Origin of the sequence: Pseudomonas sp. MIL9 (assembly GCF_016887925.1) — a bacterium.
Classification (GTDB): Bacteria; Pseudomonadota; Gammaproteobacteria; order Pseudomonadales; family Pseudomonadaceae; genus Aquipseudomonas; species Aquipseudomonas mohnii.
The window spans coordinates 104,623-120,808 of the sequence record NZ_JAFEHE010000013.1; the positions used below are offsets into that span (position 1 = coordinate 104,623).

15 protein-coding genes are annotated in these 16,186 nt (G+C 61.6%); 7 read left to right on the forward strand and 8 right to left on the reverse strand.

Annotation, left to right across the window (positions count from 1 at the left end):
- Positions 1–1,353, reverse strand: coding sequence for a 3-oxoacyl-ACP reductase (locus JQF37_RS16095; protein ID WP_130206470.1), 1,353 nt, complete (start codon positions 1,351–1,353; stop codon positions 1–3).
- Positions 1,354–1,568: 215 nt separating this feature from the next.
- On the opposite strand from JQF37_RS16095, the gene JQF37_RS16100 reads away from it, so the two are divergent.
- The gene (locus JQF37_RS16100) at positions 1,569–2,846 is read left to right on the forward strand and encodes an acetyl-CoA C-acetyltransferase (protein ID WP_130206472.1); all 1,278 of its coding nucleotides are present in this window, start codon (positions 1,569–1,571) and stop codon (positions 2,844–2,846) included.
- A 190-nt stretch (positions 2,847–3,036) separates the two neighbouring features.
- Complete coding sequence (locus tag JQF37_RS16105) at positions 3,037–3,828, forward strand: helix-turn-helix transcriptional regulator (protein WP_130206474.1); 792 nt, start codon at positions 3,037–3,039, stop codon at positions 3,826–3,828.
- 91 nt (positions 3,829–3,919) lie between these two features.
- On the opposite strand, the gene JQF37_RS16110 is transcribed toward JQF37_RS16105, so the two are convergent.
- Positions 3,920–5,866, reverse strand: a complete 1,947-nt coding sequence (locus tag JQF37_RS16110; RefSeq protein ID WP_130206476.1) for a methyl-accepting chemotaxis protein — start codon at positions 5,864–5,866, stop codon at positions 3,920–3,922.
- A 444-nt stretch (positions 5,867–6,310) separates the two neighbouring features.
- On the opposite strand from JQF37_RS16110, the gene JQF37_RS16115 reads away from it, so the two are divergent.
- On the forward strand, positions 6,311–7,204 hold the full coding sequence (locus JQF37_RS16115) for a PA4780 family RIO1-like protein kinase (protein ID WP_103403233.1): 894 nt from the start codon (positions 6,311–6,313) through the stop codon (positions 7,202–7,204).
- 127 nt (positions 7,205–7,331) lie between these two features.
- On the opposite strand, the gene cueR is transcribed toward JQF37_RS16115, so the two are convergent.
- From cueR to JQF37_RS16130, 3 genes are all read right to left on the reverse strand, one after another.
- A complete protein-coding gene (gene cueR / locus JQF37_RS16120; protein ID WP_130206478.1) occupies positions 7,332–7,745 on the reverse strand; it encodes a Cu(I)-responsive transcriptional regulator in 414 nt (137 codons plus the stop codon).
- Positions 7,742–10,135, reverse strand: coding sequence for a heavy metal translocating P-type ATPase (locus JQF37_RS16125; RefSeq protein ID WP_130206480.1), 2,394 nt, complete (start codon positions 10,133–10,135; stop codon positions 7,742–7,744). The genes cueR and JQF37_RS16125 overlap by 4 nt, the downstream gene beginning before the upstream one ends.
- A gap of 120 nt (positions 10,136–10,255) precedes the next feature.
- Entirely contained in the window at positions 10,256–10,639 is a 384-nt protein-coding gene (locus tag JQF37_RS16130) for a hypothetical protein (protein WP_130206482.1), read from the reverse strand.
- 160 nt (positions 10,640–10,799) lie between these two features.
- Here JQF37_RS16130 and JQF37_RS16135 point away from each other — a divergent pair, with 160 nt between their 5' ends.
- Together JQF37_RS16135 and JQF37_RS16140 are read left to right on the forward strand one after the other, a co-directional pair.
- Positions 10,800–10,997: a cation transporter gene (locus tag JQF37_RS16135; protein WP_047537090.1), complete on the forward strand. Its 198-nt coding sequence runs from the start codon at positions 10,800–10,802 to the stop codon at positions 10,995–10,997.
- 92 nt (positions 10,998–11,089) lie between these two features.
- Positions 11,090–12,286: a multidrug effflux MFS transporter gene (locus tag JQF37_RS16140; protein ID WP_130206484.1), complete on the forward strand. Its 1,197-nt coding sequence runs from the start codon at positions 11,090–11,092 to the stop codon at positions 12,284–12,286.
- 8 nt (positions 12,287–12,294) lie between these two features.
- Here JQF37_RS16140 and JQF37_RS16145 read toward each other — a convergent pair whose 3' ends face one another.
- From JQF37_RS16145 to JQF37_RS16155, 3 genes are all read right to left on the reverse strand, one after another.
- On the reverse strand, positions 12,295–12,465 hold the full coding sequence (locus JQF37_RS16145) for a hypothetical protein (protein WP_167361795.1): 171 nt from the start codon (positions 12,463–12,465) through the stop codon (positions 12,295–12,297).
- A gap of 135 nt (positions 12,466–12,600) precedes the next feature.
- Positions 12,601–13,614 (reverse strand): zinc-binding alcohol dehydrogenase family protein, encoded by a 1,014-nt coding sequence (locus tag JQF37_RS16150; protein ID WP_130206486.1) that lies wholly within the window; start codon positions 13,612–13,614, stop codon positions 12,601–12,603.
- Positions 13,615–13,645: 31 nt separating this feature from the next.
- Positions 13,646–13,939: a putative quinol monooxygenase gene (locus JQF37_RS16155; RefSeq protein WP_130206488.1), complete on the reverse strand. Its 294-nt coding sequence runs from the start codon at positions 13,937–13,939 to the stop codon at positions 13,646–13,648.
- 117 nt (positions 13,940–14,056) lie between these two features.
- On the opposite strand from JQF37_RS16155, the gene JQF37_RS16160 reads away from it, so the two are divergent.
- Complete coding sequence (locus JQF37_RS16160; protein WP_130206490.1) at positions 14,057–14,986, forward strand: LysR family transcriptional regulator; 930 nt, start codon at positions 14,057–14,059, stop codon at positions 14,984–14,986.
- Between the two features lie 315 nt (positions 14,987–15,301).
- Positions 15,302–16,036 carry a helix-turn-helix transcriptional regulator gene (locus JQF37_RS16165; protein WP_130206492.1) on the forward strand — a complete coding sequence of 245 codons (735 nt, stop codon included), beginning with the start codon at positions 15,302–15,304 and terminating at the stop codon, positions 16,034–16,036.
- The last annotated feature ends 150 nt before the right edge of the window (positions 16,037–16,186 follow it).

Below are 16,186 nucleotides of genomic sequence, written 5' to 3' on the forward strand. Positions count from 1 at the left end.
CTATGCCCCCAAAACGCTTTGCCCACAGACGCGCAAGGCCTGCCCGGTGAATGCGCCCGTGCCCGGCTGCGCCAGCCACGCCACCGCTTCGGCGACGTCCTGAGGCAGGCCGCCCTGGCCCAGGGAACTCATGCGTCGCCCGGCTTCGCGCAGGCCGAATGGAATGTGTGCGGTCATCTGGGTTTCGATAAACCCCGGTGCCACGGCATTGATGCTGATGCCCCTGGCCTGCAACAGCGGCGCCCAGGCCTGCGCCAGGCCGATCAGCCCGGCCTTGCTCGCCGCATAGTTGGTTTGTCCGCGATTGCCGGCGATGCCGCTGATCGACGCCAGCAGGATGACCCGGCCGTGGTCACGCAAGGTGCCGTTATCGAGCAAGGCCCTGGTCAGGACTTGCGGGGCATTGAGGTTGACCGCGAGCACGGCGTCCCAGAATTCCGGGGTCATGTTGGCCAGGGTTTTGTCGCGGGTGATGCCGGCGTTGTGCACCACGATATCGATGCCGTCGGGTAGCGCTTCGACCAGTTGCGTGGCGGCGTCCTCGGCGCAGATGTCGAGGGTGATGCTGCGCCCGCCCAGGCGTGCGGCGAGGGCGTCGAGATCGGTTTTGGCCGGTGGCACGTCGAGCAGAATGACGTCGGCGCCGTCACGGGCCAGGGTTTCGGCGATGGAAGCACCAATGCCGCGCGCCGCGCCGGTGACCAGCGCCTTGCGCCCGGACAGCGGACGGGTCCAGTCGGTCACCGGGGTGTCGCAGGCGTTCAGGCGAATGACTTGCCCGGAGACGAAAGCGCTTTTCGGCGAAAGGAAAAACCGCAGCGGGCCTTCCAGTTGATCGTCAGCGCCTTCGCCGACATGGATCAGCTGCAAGGTGCCGCCGCTGCGCAGTTCCTTGGCCAGCGAACGACTGAACCCCTCAATCGCCCGTTGGGCGCTGGAGGCGAACGGGTCGCTCAAGGTCTGCGGCTCACGCCCGAGAATGACCAGGTGAGCGCAGTGGTCGAGGTTCTTCATCAAGGGCTGGAAGAATTCGCGCAGCTGTTTGAGCTGATCGGTCTGCACCAGGTGAGTGGCATCGAACACCACGGCCTTGAGTTTCGGGCCATGGCCGGGAATCCACGCCGTGGCCAGCGAAGGATCGGTGGCGTAGCTGTAGATGGCATCGGTCAGGCGATTGGCGAAGGCGCTGACGTTTTCCGCCAGCGGCCCGCCGCCGATCAGCAACGCGCCTTCGATAGGACGCAAGCGGCCCGCTTGCCAACGCTCCAGGCGCACCGGCGAAGGCAGGCCCAAGGCCCCGACCAGGCGATGGCCGATGGAGGAATTGGCGAAGTCGATATAGCGGTCAGACATGGAACGCGCTCCAGCAGCTGAGGTTCAAAGTGTGGACCATGAATGGCGATCAGTCGTTCGATCCACGAGATAAGGCCTACGCTTGACCAGACTGTAGGAGCGAGCCTGCTCGCGATGGTGTATCAGTCGAAGTCAATGTAGCTGACACACCATCGCGAGCAAGCTCGCTCCCACAGGGGCGGTTTTAACTTTCAAATGTTGATAGGGAGCTTTTCATGACTCAGCTGCGCCGCGTCGCGATCATCGGCGGTAACCGGATTCCCTTCGCCCGCTCCAATGGCGCATACGCCACCGCCAGTAACCAGGCCATGCTCACGGCTGCCCTCGAAGGCTTGATCGAGCGCTACAACCTGCATGGCCTGCGCATCGGGGAGGTGGTTGCCGGGGCGGTGCTCAAGCTGTCGCGGGACATGAACCTGACCCGCGAATGCGTGCTCGGCTCGCGGCTGTCACCCATGACCCCGGCCTATGACATCCAGCAAGCCTGCGGCACCGGACTGGAAGCGGCGTTGCTGGTGGCGAACAAGATTGCCCTGGGCCAGATCGACTGCGGCATTGCCGGTGGGGTCGATACCACGTCTGACGCGCCGATCAGTGTCAGTGAAGGCCTGCGCAAGATTCTGCTGCAAGCCAACCGCGCCAAAACCACTGGCGACAAGCTGAAAACCTTTCTGCAGTTGCGGCCCCGTGACCTGATTCCCGAGTTCCCGCGCAACGGCGAACCGCGAACCGGCTTGTCCATGGGGCAGCACTGCGAGCTGATGGCGCAGACCTGGAGCATTCCCCGCGAAGCACAGGATCAACTGGCCCTGGAGAGCCATCAAAAACTGGCCGCGTCCTATGCCGAAGGCTGGTACAACGATTTGATGACGCCGTTCCTCGGCCTCACCCGCGACAACAACCTGCGTGCGGATTCGACGCTGGAAAAGCTGGCCGCACTCAAACCAGCCTATGAAAAAAGTGCCAAGGGCACGCTGACGGCGGGCAACTCCACGCCGCTGACCGATGGCGCGTCGCTGGTGCTGCTGGGCAGCGAAGCGTGGGCCAAGGAGCGCGGCTTGCCGATTCTGGCGTACCTGCGCGACGGCGAGGCGGCGGCGGTGGACTTCGTCAACGGCGCCGAAGGGCTGTTGATGGCACCGGTGTATGCGGTGCCGCGCTTGCTGGCGCGCAACGGCCTGACCTTGCAGGACTTCGATTACTACGAAATCCACGAAGCTTTCGCCGCGCAAGTGCTTTGCACCTTGAAGGCCTGGGAGGACCCGGACTATTGCAAGACCCATCTCGGCCTTGATGCACCCTTGGGTTCAATCGATCGTAGCCGGCTCAACGTCAAAGGCAGCTCGCTGGCGGCCGGGCACCCGTTTGCCGCGACGGGCGGGCGCATCGTGGCCAACCTGGCGAAGTTGTTGGCGGCGGCCGGGCAGGGGCGAGGGCTGATTTCGATTTGCGCTGCGGGAGGGCAGGGCGTCACCGCCATCATCGAGCGCTGATTTTTGAAGGCAGCGAAAAACTGTGGGAGCGGGCTTGCCCGCGATGGGGGCCGCACATTCACCATCGCTGTTGCCTGACACATCGCTATCGCGGGCAAGCCCGCTCCCACAAGAACCACCGGTGTTGAATCGATGTGTGACATGGCCTAACGTCGGCCGCATCAGCCGTCTTGCAACATAAGGTCAGTCAATGCCGACTAACGGACAAATCACCCTCGAACGCAGCATTCCTCCCCTCAAGACGTTGCCGCGTCCGCTGTATGCGCGGGTGGAGAGCCTCAATGCCGGTTCATGGACGCCGTCCCATCGCCACGACTGGGTGCAGTTTTCCTACGCGATCAGTGGCGTACTTGGCGTGCACACCGCTGAAGGCAGTTTCTTCGCACCGCCCCAGTGGGGGATCTGGATTCCGGCGGATCTGGAGCATCAGGTGGTGACCTCGATGCGTGCCGAGATGCGCAGCCTCTACGTGCGTCGCGAGGATTGCCAGTGGGCGGACGGGCGTTGCCGGGTGCTGGAAGTGACGCCACTGGCCCGTGAACTGATCAAGAGTTTTTGCCTGCTGCCGGTGGAGTATCCGCAGGGCGATAGCCCGCAGGCGCGGCTGGTGAGTGTGCTGCTGGATCAATTGGCGACGTTGCCGGAAGTCGGGTTTTCCCTGCCGTTGCCTCGGCATGAACGGTTGCTGGGGTTGTGCAACGAACTGATCGAAAATCCCGAGCTCAACGTGACTTTGCAGGCGTGGGCTGAGCGCTTGGGCATTTCGGAGAAAACCCTGATGCGCTTGTTTCAGCGCGAAACGGGGTTGAGTTTCCGTGGCTGGCGCCAGCGCATGCGGCTGTTGTCATCGCTGAGCTTGCTGGAGGAGGGCGACAGCGTGACCAATGCCGCGCTGGCCTGTGGGTATGACTCGACGTCGGCGTTCATTGCGGCGTTCAAGGGTTTGTTCGGTTTTACGCCGGGAGAGTTGTTTCGGCAGTGATGAAGCCTTCGCTGGCAAGCCAGCTCCCACAGTGTGACGCAAATCTTGTGGGAGCTGGCTTGCCAGCGATCGACCGCGAAGCGGTCTTCGGTCAGGTGCGGAAGCGGCGCACCAACCCGTCCAGCTCATTCGACAAACCGGCCAGGCTCTGGGAATCCAGGCGCGCCGAGTTCGCCAGCTCTGCCACCAACTGCGCATCGCCATGGATGTGGCTGATGTGCCGGTTGATGTCTTCGGCCACTTGATGCTGTTGCTCGGCCGCCGTGGCGATCTGGGTGTTCATGTCGCGGATCACGTCCACCGACTCGCGAATCTGCCCGAAGCTGCTGCGCGCTTCACCGATGCGTATGACCGATTGCTGCGACACTTCCAGGCTCGCATGCATCTGCTGGGTCACCTGGCTGGTGCGTTTGGCCAGGTTGCCCAGCAGCCCGTCGATTTCCGCCGTGGAGTCGGCCGTGCGTTTGGCCAGGGCTCGCACTTCGTCAGCGACCACCGCGAAACCACGGCCTTGTTCACCGGCACGTGCGGCCTCGATGGCGGCGTTCAGAGCCAACAGGTTGGTCTGCTCGGCAATCGAACGAATGGTCCCGAGAATCGACTGAATGTCGTTGCTGTCGCGCTCCAGTTGTTGCATCGACTGGGCCGACTGTTCGATTTCCTGGCTCAGGCGATCGACGCTGGTCACGGCGGCGTCAATCTGTTGTTGGCCTTCGCGGGCCTGGCGCTGGCCACTGTCGGCCGATTCGGCGGCCTGGCTGCAAGAGCGGGCCACTTCGTTGGCGGTGGCGACCATTTCGTGGAACGCGGTGGACACCATGTCCACGGCTTCACGTTGACGACCGGCCGCTTCGGCCATGTCGTGGGAGACCTGGGTCGAGCTCTTGGAGGTGTCGAGGATTTTGCTCGCGGCGCCGCCAATGCTCTGGATCAGGTTGCGGATCGCCGCCAGGAACTGGTTGAACCAGTTGGCCAGTTGCGCGGTTTCATCGCGACCACGGATTTGCAGGTTCTGGGTCAGGTCGCCTTCACCCTGGGCGATGCCTTCCAGCCCGCTGGCCACGCTGCGGATCGGGCGCACGATAAGGCTGGCGAAACTGGCGCCGACGACGGCGAAGAGCACCGCCAGCACGGCGGCGATGATGGCGATCAACCAGGTCAGTTGGGTTGCCGAACTCATGACTTCGCTTTGCTTGATCAGGCCGATGAAGGTCCAGCCCAGTTGCTCCGACGGCCAGACGTTGGCCATGTAGCGCTCGCCGTTGAGCTCGACTTCGACCAGACCTTTACCGGCCTTGGCCAATTGCGCGTAACCGTCGCCGAGGCTGCTCAGGGCTTTGAAGTTATGTTCCGGTTGTTTCGGGTCCACCAGCACGGTGCCGGTGTTTTCCATCAGCATCAGGTAGCCGGACTCACCCAGTTTGATCTGTTTGACGATTTCGGTGAGCTGCTTGAGCGACACGTCGATGTTGACCACGCCACCCTGGGCACCCAGTTGGTTGGCCACGGCGCGCACGGTACTCACCAGCACGGCGTCATCGCCGGCCCAGTAATAGGCTTCGGTGCGCACAGTCTTGCCCGGGTTGGCCATCGCCGTTTTGTACCAGGGACGAACGCGCGGATCGTAGTTGGCCATTTTGGCGTCGCCAGGCCAGAACGCATAACCACCACTGGCCAGGCCGTAGGACACGTAGGAGTAAGCCGGATGACTGGCGGCCAGGGCCGCAAACAAATCAAACAGCTTGGTGTCGATCTCGGTGTCTGGAATTTTCGCGGCGTCAGCGCTGACGCGGCTTTTCACGCTGGCGTCGGCTGTCTTGACCAAGGGCTGGTTGGCCAGGTACTCGACGTTCTGGCTGATGCCGTCGAAAAACAGCTGCATGGCGTTGCTGACCTGACGAATCTCGCGTCCGCTGCCGTCGATGAAATTGTCCTTGGCATCGCCGCGCAGGTTCAGCACCACAAGGGTGGCGACCAGTACCACGGGCAAGCAGGCGATGATTGCAAACGCCCACGTCAACTTCTGTTTGATATTCATCCGCGCTCCATATTTTGTTGTAACCCACGTAGTGCAGAGGACTCGCGGAATTTAATGGCAGACATAAACTGAGTTGTTGATCCCGTTCCTGGGAAAGTCGTCGTCTTCTATCGAAACGAGCGTCGGACAATTCGCTTTGTTACTGATGACTTCGGCTGCTCTCGTGGGAAATTGAGGGCTGTTGGAAAAAAATCCTACGAAAATAGTCGGACGGTATGTCGGATTTTGTCGTCAATCCTCTTACATCCCTTCTCCAACAAGTGCTGCGGGCTCGGCTATGATTCTTGGCGGTCGATGAACATCGGCGGAATTTGTCAGGTTTTTCGGCACATTGTGTGCATCGGCAGCGTTCATAGGTCGGCAACCCCTCCCGTCAAGGAGAGGATTGCCGTATAACGAATGACTTTCGCGTGTTTGGTAATAAAGGACCCACAATAAAAGCTGATGAAGACTCCAAAACGCATTGAACCCCTGATCGAGGACGGTCTGGTCGACGAAGTGCTGCGCCCACTCATGAGTGGTAAAGAAGCAGCTGTTTATGTGGTGCGCTGCGGTAACCAGTTACGTTGCGCGAAGGTCTACAAGGAGGCGAATAAACGCAGTTTTCGTCAGGCGGCCGAGTACCAGGAAGGCCGCAAGGTGCGCAACAGCCGTCAGGCCCGGGCCATGGCCAAGGGCTCCAAGTTTGGCCGCAAGGAAACCGAGGACGCCTGGCAGAACGCCGAAGTGGCGGCGCTGTTCCGTCTGGCCAATGCCGGTGTGCGAGTGCCCAAGCCGTACGACTTCCTCGAAGGCGTGCTGTTGATGGAGTTGGTGGCCGATGAGTACGGTGATGCCGCGCCGCGTCTGAACGACGTGGTGCTGGAACCGGATCAGGCACGCGAGTATCACGCCTTTCTGATTTCGCAGATCGTGCTGATGCTGTGTACCGGTCTGGTGCACGGTGACCTGTCGGAGTTCAACGTATTGCTGACCCCGACCGGTCCGGTGATCATCGACCTGCCCCAAGCGGTGGACGCAGCGGGCAACAACCACGCGTTCAGCATGCTGGAGCGCGATGTGGGCAACATGGCGTCCTACTTCGGGCGGTTCGCGCCGGAGCTGAAAAAGACCCGGTACGCCAAGGAAATGTGGGCCTTGTACGAGGCCGGCACCTTGCACCCGGCCAGCGTCTTGACCGGCGAGTTCGACGAACCGGAAGAGTTGGCTGACGTGGGCGGCATCATGCGCGAGATCGAGGCTGCACGCCTGGATGAAGAGCGCAAGCAGGCTGCACGTGCCGCTGATGACGCGCCACCGGGCAAGGCCGAAGAACCGCCTCCGCCGTGGATGCAGTGATCGGCTAAAGAAAAACCCGGCTTCGGCCGGTTTTTTTGCAGGGTTACAGATTCAATATGGATGTCGCCTCATCGTCCGCCTTCGCGGGCTTGCCCGCGAAGGCGTCAGTACATTCAGCATCAAGGTGTCAGGCAGAAACAGGTTCAGCACAGCACCCCGATTCCAGGTTCTTGAGAATCGGACAGTCCGGCCGATGATCCCCTTGGCAGTGCTCAACCAGGTCCTGGAGGGTATCGCGCAACTGGCCCAGTTCACGGATCTTCTGGTTCAACTCCTCGATATGCTGACGGGCCAGGGCTTTGACATCGGCGCTGGCGCGCTGGCGGTCTTGCCAGAGGGCCAGCAATTTGCCGACTTCTTCCAGGGAAAAGCCCAAATCCCGGGAGCGCTTGATAAACGCCAGGGTATGCAAATCCTCGTCACTGTAGATCCGATAACCGCTGTCGGTGCGATGGGCGGCCTTGAGCAGGCCGATGGACTCGTAATACCGGATCATCTTGGCGCTCAGGCCACTGTGGCGCGCTGCTTGGCCGATGTTCATCGGTTGTCCTCCAGGTCCTTGGGTTTCCAGGTTTTCAACAGCAGCGCGTTACTCACGACGCTGACACTCGACAACGCCATGGCCGCGCCGGCCAGCACCGGGTTGAGGAAGCCGAACGCCGCCAATGGAATGCCGACCAAGTTGTAGACGAAGGCCCAGAACAGGTTTTGCCGGATCTTCGCGTAAGTCTTGCGGCTGATCTCCAGCGCGGCGGGCACCAGTCGTGGATCGCCGCGCATCAGGGTGATGCCGGCGGCGTGCATGGCTACGTCTGTGCCGCCACCCATGGCGATGCCAATGTCTGCGGCAGCGAGGGCCGGCGCATCATTGATGCCGTCACCGACCATCGCCACCACACCGGTTTTCTTCAGCGCGGTGACCGTGGCGGCTTTGTCGGCTGGCAGCACTTCGGCATGCACGTCGCTGATGCCCAGCGCTTCAGCCACCACTTTGGCGCTGCCACGGTTGTCACCGGTCAGCAAGTGACTGCTGATGTGCCGTGCGCTCAGTTGTTGCACCGCTTGCAGTGCGCCGGGCTTGAGGGTGTCACCAAAGGCGAACAGGCCCAGCACCCGTGGCTCCGGGCTTTGCTCGATGAGCCAGGACAAGGTCCGGCCTTCGGTTTCCCAGGCGCTTGCCGAATCGGCCAAGGGACCCAAGCTCAAGCCGCTCTCGTCCAGCAAGCGCCGATTGCCCAGGGCCAGCCGCCGGCCTTCGAGGCTGCCAGCAATGCCGCGTCCGGTCAGGGACTGGCTGTCGCTGACATCGGCCACGGTCAGGCCACGTTCGCTGCAGGCATCCAGTACCGCCTTGGCCAGCGGGTGTTCGCTGCCGCGTTGCAGGGCGCCGGCCATTTGCAGCAGCGCGGCTTCGTCGCCGTCGATGGCGCTCAAATGGGCGATACGCGGAGCGCCCGAGGTCAGGGTGCCGGTCTTGTCGAACACCACCGCGCTGACTTCATGGGCTCGCTCCAGCGCTTCAGCGTCCTTGATCAGAATCCCGTAGCGTGCCGCCACCCCGGTGCCGGCCATGATCGCGGTCGGCGTCGCCAGACCGAGGGCGCAGGGACAAGCGATCACCAACACCGCCACGGCGTTGATCAACGCGGTTTCCATCGGTGCGCCGTACAGCCACCAGCCGATCAGCGTCGCCAGGGCCAGCAGCAAAACCACCGGCACGAACACCTGGCTGACTTTATCCACCAGTTTCTGGATCGGTGCTTTCGCCGCTTGAGCGTCTTCCACCAGACGGATGATGCGCGCCAATACGGTTTCCGCACCGAGCGCCTGAGTGCGAACCAGCAACCGACCTTCACCATTGATTGCGCCGCCGGTGACCTTGTCGCCAGGCTGTTTCGGCACCGGCAGGCTTTCGCCGCTGATCAGCGCTTCGTCGGCATGGCTCTGGCCTTCGACCACGGCACCGTCGACCGGGAAGCGTTCACCGGGTTTGACCAGCACCAGGTCATTGAGGCGCAGGGCGCTGATGGCGACTTCCTGCTCACGACCGTCGACGATTTGAATGGCACGCTCTGGGCGCAGTGCTTCGAGGGCGCGAATGGCGCTGGCGGTCTGGCGTTTGGCACGACTTTCCAGGTATTTGCCCAAGAGCACCAAGGCGATCACCACCGCCGAGGCTTCGAAATACAGGTGTGGCATGCGTCCGGCGGCCGTGGCCCATTCATACAGACTCAAGCCATAACCGGCGCTGGTGCCCAGGGCGACCAGCAAATCCATGTTGCCGGCCCCGGCACGTACGGCTTTCCAGGCCGCGACATAAAAGCGCGCGCCAAAGATGAACTGCACTGGCGTGGCCAGTGCAAATTGCACCCAGGCCGGGAGCATCCAGTGCACGCCGAACGGTTGCAGCAGCATTGGCAGTACCAACGGCAAGGCGAGGGCGATGGCCGCGAGCAAGGCCCAGCGCTCGCGTTGCAGGCGAGTGTGCTGGCTGTCGGTTTGTGGCTGTTCGGCCTCCCAGACGCTCGCGCTGTATCCGGCTTTGGTCACGGCGGCGAGCAGGGTTTGCGGATCGATCTGGCCGAGCAGTTCGAGGTGGGCCCGTTCGTTGGCCAGGTTGACGCTGACGCTCTTCACGCCGGGTACTTTGTTCAGCGCCCGTTCGACGCGACCGACGCAAGAGGCGCAGGTCATGCCGTCGATGCTCAATTCCAGACTGTGCTGCGGCACGCTGTATCCGGCGTTTTGCACGGCCTCCATCAAGGCCGGCAGGCTGTCGGCGGGTGCCTGAACACGGGCCTGCTCGGTGGCCAGGTTGACGCTGACAGCCGTGGCGCCAACGACTTTGCTCAAGGCGCGTTCGACACGCCCGGCGCAACTGGCGCAGGTCATGCCGGCAATGGGCAGATCGTAGGTAATGGATTCGGACATGGGGCACGCTCCCTGTAGTGGATGCCCACAGGATCAACCTTGCCATGCGGGTAAGGTCAAGCCCGAATCGAAAAACTGCCAGCGTAAATAGTGGGAGCTCGCTCCCACATCAGGTGCTGATCAGTACTCGAGCGCTGCTTGTTTGAGGTACATCCCTTCCTGCGTCATCGCAATCCGGAACTTCAGCACGTCCCCGGCCCGAAGCGTGATGTTTTGCGAGCCCGGCGCCAACATGCCCGGATTGCAGCCAGGTGCCTGGCCGGGCAGCAGTTTCAGGCGCAGCGAGACATTGCCCGGCGGCAGATTGAACGAAGTGCTTTGCTCCTGGAACAACCGCGCCGACAACTGATCCTGGATGTAAACGCCAATCTCGCAGCTGGTCGACACTTCCAGCCGTTCGCGGGAAATGATCAGCACACCATAGTCCTCCCCGGCAGCATTGGCCGAGGGCATGGCGGCGAAAAGGCTGAGAAAGCCAAACAGGCTGAAAGCTGACCAGCGCATGGCTGAATCTCCTGAGATCGAGTCATAGATGGACGCAGCTTGGCCGAGCGCGACGCCGATTGCCAGCCCGGCAGATTATTTCAGAACTTGACCTTGCCATGGTGGCAAGCTCGACACTGCGCGTCGCCTCTTTAAAAAACCTCATTCAAGGAGTTGTCCCATGCAAGTATTCAATGTTGAAGGCATGTCCTGCGGCCATTGCGTCAAAGCCATCACGGCTGCGGTACAGGCCAGGGATGCGGCCGCCAGTGTGCGTGTCGATCTGGCGGCGAAAGAAGTGGGCGTCGAAAGTTCGCTGAGCGCCGAACAGGTGATCGCGGCGATCAGCGAAGAAGGTTATGACGTCAAGTTAGCCTGATTTTTTTAATAGTTAGCGAGCTATCTGAATGTTCAAGGCATCCGTGCACGGCTAGACTGTCGGGCTGCTGACTCTGCCCAACTGGATGCCTGATGAACCTGCGCACAATCCTCATTCTCGGCGCCTTGAGCGCGTTCGGTCCGCTGGCGATCGATTTTTACTTGCCGGCCTTTCCGGCCATGGCGCTTGCCTTTGCTACCGATGAGCAACATGTGCAGCTGACGCTGGCGGCCTACTTCTTTGGTCTGTCCATCGGTCAATTGGCCTATGGCCCGGTGGCGGATCGCTTTGGGCGACGCATTCCCCTGTTGATCGGCGTCGGGCTGTTCACCGCTGCCTCTCTGGCCTGCGCCTATGCGCCGAACCTCGATTGGCTCATCGGCGCGCGTTTCGTCCAGGCGCTGGGCGGGTGTGCGGGGATGGTGATCTCACGGGCAGTGGTCAGCGACAAATGCGATGCGGTGGGGTCGGCGAAAGTCTTTTCGCAGTTGATGCTGGTCATGGGGCTGGCGCCGATTCTTGCGCCGATGCTCGGCGGTGTGCTGGTCAACACCGCGGGTTGGCAGTCGATCTTCCTGGTGCTGACCGGTTTCAGCGCGTTGGCCGGTCTGGCCGTAGCCCTCGGATTGCCGGAAAGCATGCCCGCCCATTTGCCGCGCCAACCCTTGTCCGGGGCGTTACGTCAGTACGGACGGCTGTTGAAGGATCCGGTGTATCTCGGCCACGCGCTGACCGGTGGTATCGCCATCGCCGGGATGTTTTCCTATATCGCCGGTTCGCCATTCGTCTTCATCAAACTTTATGGTGTTCCGGCCGAACATTTTGGCTGGTTCTTCGGGGCCAATGCGGCGGGTTTCATTCTGGTGGCCCAGGTCAATGCACGGCTGTTGGCCCGGCGTGGCCCGGCGTTCCTGCTGGCGCGCACGGTGTGGATCTACCTCGGCGCCGGCCTGGCCTTGCTCGCCGTCAGTGCGCTGCAAACCGCACAGCTTTGGCCGTTGTTGATTCCGCTGTTTGTCTGCATCGCCAGCCTGGGTTGCATCCTGCCCAACGCCTCGGCCTGCGCGATGAACGGCCAGGGCGCCCGCGCCGGCAGCGCCTCGGCGATGCTCGGTTGTCTGCAATTCAGTGTGGCCGCCGGAGCTTCCGCGCTGGTGGGCGTTTTACACGACGGCAGCGCGATGCCGATGGCCATGGTCATCAGCCTGTGCGGCATTCTGGTGGTGAGCGCGGCAATGCTTACCCGACGCTTGCAGAATGCCCGGGCGTTGGTGCAAGCCCAGGTCTGAGGGCGGACTCAGCCGGCAGCTCGCTGCTGACGGTCGGGAATTTGATGGGGGGCCTGCAAGCGCGCTTCAAGCGTGTTGGTGAAGGCGCGGGCTTCGGCTTCGCTGCGGAAAGTCACCGCATGTTGGTCCAGACGAACTTGCCACTGGGACTTTGCCAATTCTTTTATCAGGATCTTCATTACTGACCTCCTCAGATAAAAATGTGTCTCACAGAGGTGTCAATTGTAGTCCTGAATACGATCGCAATTGTGACAAGGATCAAGCTTCTGACTGACGGTGTCGCCCGTGCTCGGGGCGACACCGAAGCCATCGGCCTAGAAGCCTTCCAGCACAATCTTGCCCTTGGACTTTCCGCTCTCGAGCAGCGCATGGGCTCGACGCAAATTCGTCGCGTTGATTGTGCCGAAGTGCTCGCCAACCGTGGTTTTCAGCGTCCCGGCATCGATCAACTGTGCCACGCGATTGAGCAGTTTGTGCTGCTCGATCATGTCGGCGGTTTCGAACAGTGAGCGGGTGTACATGAACTCCCAGTGCAGTGACAGGCTCTTGCGCTTGAGCTTGGTCACGTCGAGGGTTTTCGGGTCATCGATCAGTGCCAGCTTGCCTTGCGGTGCCAATGCCTCGACCAGTTGATCGAGGTGATGATCGGTCTGGGTCAGGCTGGCAACGTGGGTCACGTGTTCGATACCGGCGTGTTTGAGTGCTTCGCTCAGCGGCTGGCTGTGATCGACCACCCGGTCGGCGCCCAAGGCTTTCACCCAGCTTTGGGTTTGCGGACGCGAAGCGGTGCCGATGACGTTCAGGCCAGTGAGTTGTTTCGCCAGTTGCGTGAGGATCGAGCCGACACCGCCGGCTGCGCCGACAATCAGCAGGCTCTGGCCTTCATCGACGTTGCCTTCGCGTACTTGCAGGCGTTCGAAGAGCAGTTCCCACGCCGTGATGGCGGTCAGCGGCAGGGCGGCCGCTTCGGCGAATCCCAGGGTTTTGGGCATGTGGCCGACGATCCGTTCATCCACCACGTGCAGTTCGCTGTTACCACCGGCGCGGGCGATGGAGCCTGCGTAGAACACCTTGTCGCCGGTCTTGAACAGGGTCACTTCGCTGCCAACGGCTTTGACCACACCGGCCACGTCCCAGCCCAGCACCTTGGCCGCGCCGCCCTCAGGCTGGACGTTCTGGCGGACCTTGGTGTCCACCGGGTTGACCGATATGGCTTTGACTTCCACCAACAGGTCGCGGGGCCCGGCGACAGGCTCCGGCAGTTCGATGTCTTGCAGGGATTTTTCGTCGCTGATCGGCAGGGAGGCGTAATAGGCGATGGCTTTCATGGAGGGCTCCGTTAACTAATAGAAGAAAGAATCAGGCGAGGGCTTGCAGGCGCTTGAGTTCGAAGTGTTCGAGAAAATCCCCGGCCCTGGCGCGGAAGTGCTGGATATGGGCACTGGCGTCATGGGCTTGCAGGGCTTCATCGCTGCTCCAGCGCTCGATCATGTAGAAGGCCAGTGGATTGGCCAGGTCCTGATGCAGATCGTATTGCCCGCAACCCGCCTCGGCACGAGTCGGCTCCACCAGCGCCCGCAAGTGCTGTTCGAGGGCGCCCTGCTGGCCGGGTTTGGCGATGAGGGTGGCGATAGCGGTAAAAGGCTGGGACATCTTCGACTCCGGGAGCGGGGTGATTTCGATGGAGAGATGATTGGCTATTTCTAGTGAAGATAAAACCCGCTAAAAGAGCAGTCTCTTTCAATATTTTTTTGATAATCGAGGCTTCAAATGCTGCGTTTCGATGACTTGCAGTTGTTTGTCCGGGCGGCGGACCTGGGCAGTCTGTCGGCGGCCGCGCGGGGTATGGACATGTCGGCGGCGGTGGCCAGTGCCGCCTTGAAACGCATCGAACAGCAGCTCGGCGCCCGCCTGCTGGCCCGTTCAACCCGCAGCTTGCGTCTGACCGTCGAGGGCGAAGGCTTTCTCGAATACGCCCGGGCGGCCCTGAGCAATCTCGACGAGGGCCGGCGTTTGTTGGCCAGCGGGCAGGACCAGGTCAGCGGCGTGTTGCAGTTGTCGGCACCGTCGGACTTCGGTCGCAACCTGTTGTTGCCCTGGCTCGACGAGTTTCAGCGTGAGCACCCGAAACTCACCGTGCGTCTGTTGCTGGGCGACCGCATCGCCGATCTTTTTCGTCAGCCGGTGGACATTGCCTTGCGTTATGGCGAGCCGGAAGACTCCAGCCTGGTGGCATTGCCCATCGCCCCGCAGAACCGGCGAGTCCTCTGCGCTTCACCGGATTATCTGGCCCGGCATGGCGAGCCACGGCAATTGGAGCAACTGGCCCAACACAATTGCCTGCTGTTCATGCTCGGCAGTCGCGTCCACGACCACTGGAGTTTCCACGATGGCAAGCGCGCGGTCAGCCTGACCGTCAGTGGCGATCGCTTCAGTGATGATGCCGACGTGGTGCGTTTGTGGGCGGTGGCAGGGGCTGGAGTCGCCTACAAATCCTGGCTTGATGTGGCGGCCGATGTACTCGCCGGCCGTTTGAAGGTGCTGATGCCCGAGCTGCTCTGCGAGCGCGCACCGCTGAATCTGCTGTGCGCCCATCGCGCCCAACTGAGTAAGCCAGTGAACCTTTTGCGAGAAATGCTGGCCAGCCGATGTGCGCGGTTGAGCAGTCATTTTCCGGGGTTGGCGGGCATCGATCATTAATCGCAGGAAAAAAGCGAAATTTCCCTCAGGAACTATCACCACCAACGCTTCGCGGAGGGCAGGAACCAGGCGCCAACCCGCCTATACTAGCGCTCGCCTCATGTCCGCACCGTCGATCCGAATGGCGAGGCCTCGCTGGAGCCGACCTTGCCCCATATCCCGTCGTCTGCCCTCTGCAACCCTTGTCCGGTGAGGGCTTGAGTGAGCGATGGTTTTGTCCGGTGAATGGCGGTTATCGCGTCTTGGCCGACGACACATTACTGCTCAAGATGTCCCGTGGGCAGTAGACGAAACGATTCAACAGGGAGTGAATACATGGAACATGCACCTTGCATCAGCCAGATAGCCACCTTGCTGGCTGACCCAAAGCGCAGCGCAATGATGTGGGCCTTGATGGACGGCTCGGCACGACAGACCGAAGAGTTGGCGTTGTTGGCGGGTCTGTCACCCTCTTCGGCCAGTGCGCATCTGGGGCGTTTGTCCGCCGGAGGTCTGCTGAAGGTCGAGCCCCGCGGGCGCAAGCGTTTCTTTCGCCTGGCCGCCCCTGAAATCGGAGCGGCGATCGAAGCCCTGGCCAGTGCGACGATTGCCAGCACGCCACAGAATATCCCTGACATTTTCAAACGCACCGCGCCCCTGGCCAAATCGCTGCCGACCCGTTCGCCATTGTTGCGTGCCCGACTTTGCGATGATCATTTGGGCGGCACACTGGCCGCTGACCTGTATCAGCGGTTACTGGATTCAGGCTGGATCGAACAGTTCGATCAGCGTGTCACGATCACGTTCAAGGGTTCGACGGAGCTCGCGACCCGTGGTGTCTACATCCAGGCACTGGCCCATCGCAACGGCCGGGTCGCGTGCGCATGCCCGGACTGGAGCGAAAGACGTGCTCACCTGGGCGGCTCATTGGGGGCTGCGTTGTTGCAGCTGTTCATGCAATCAGGTTGGTTGAGCCTGGCCAACGATTCGCGGGCCTTGCAGATTACCGCCGCCGGGCAGCGTGAAATTCACCGCTTTGCCAAGGAAACCGAGCTGGAACTGGCGCTCTAGGGCTTTTTCATTTCACCATGACTCAAGCACCGAACTTCGCTGGACTACGCCGAAGCCTGATACAGCAGGTTTGTCAATAACTTAGGCGAGTTCAACATATGCCGGTGCTTTTCGAACCTGACCCGGCTCCCCTGTGCTGGCCCCTATAAG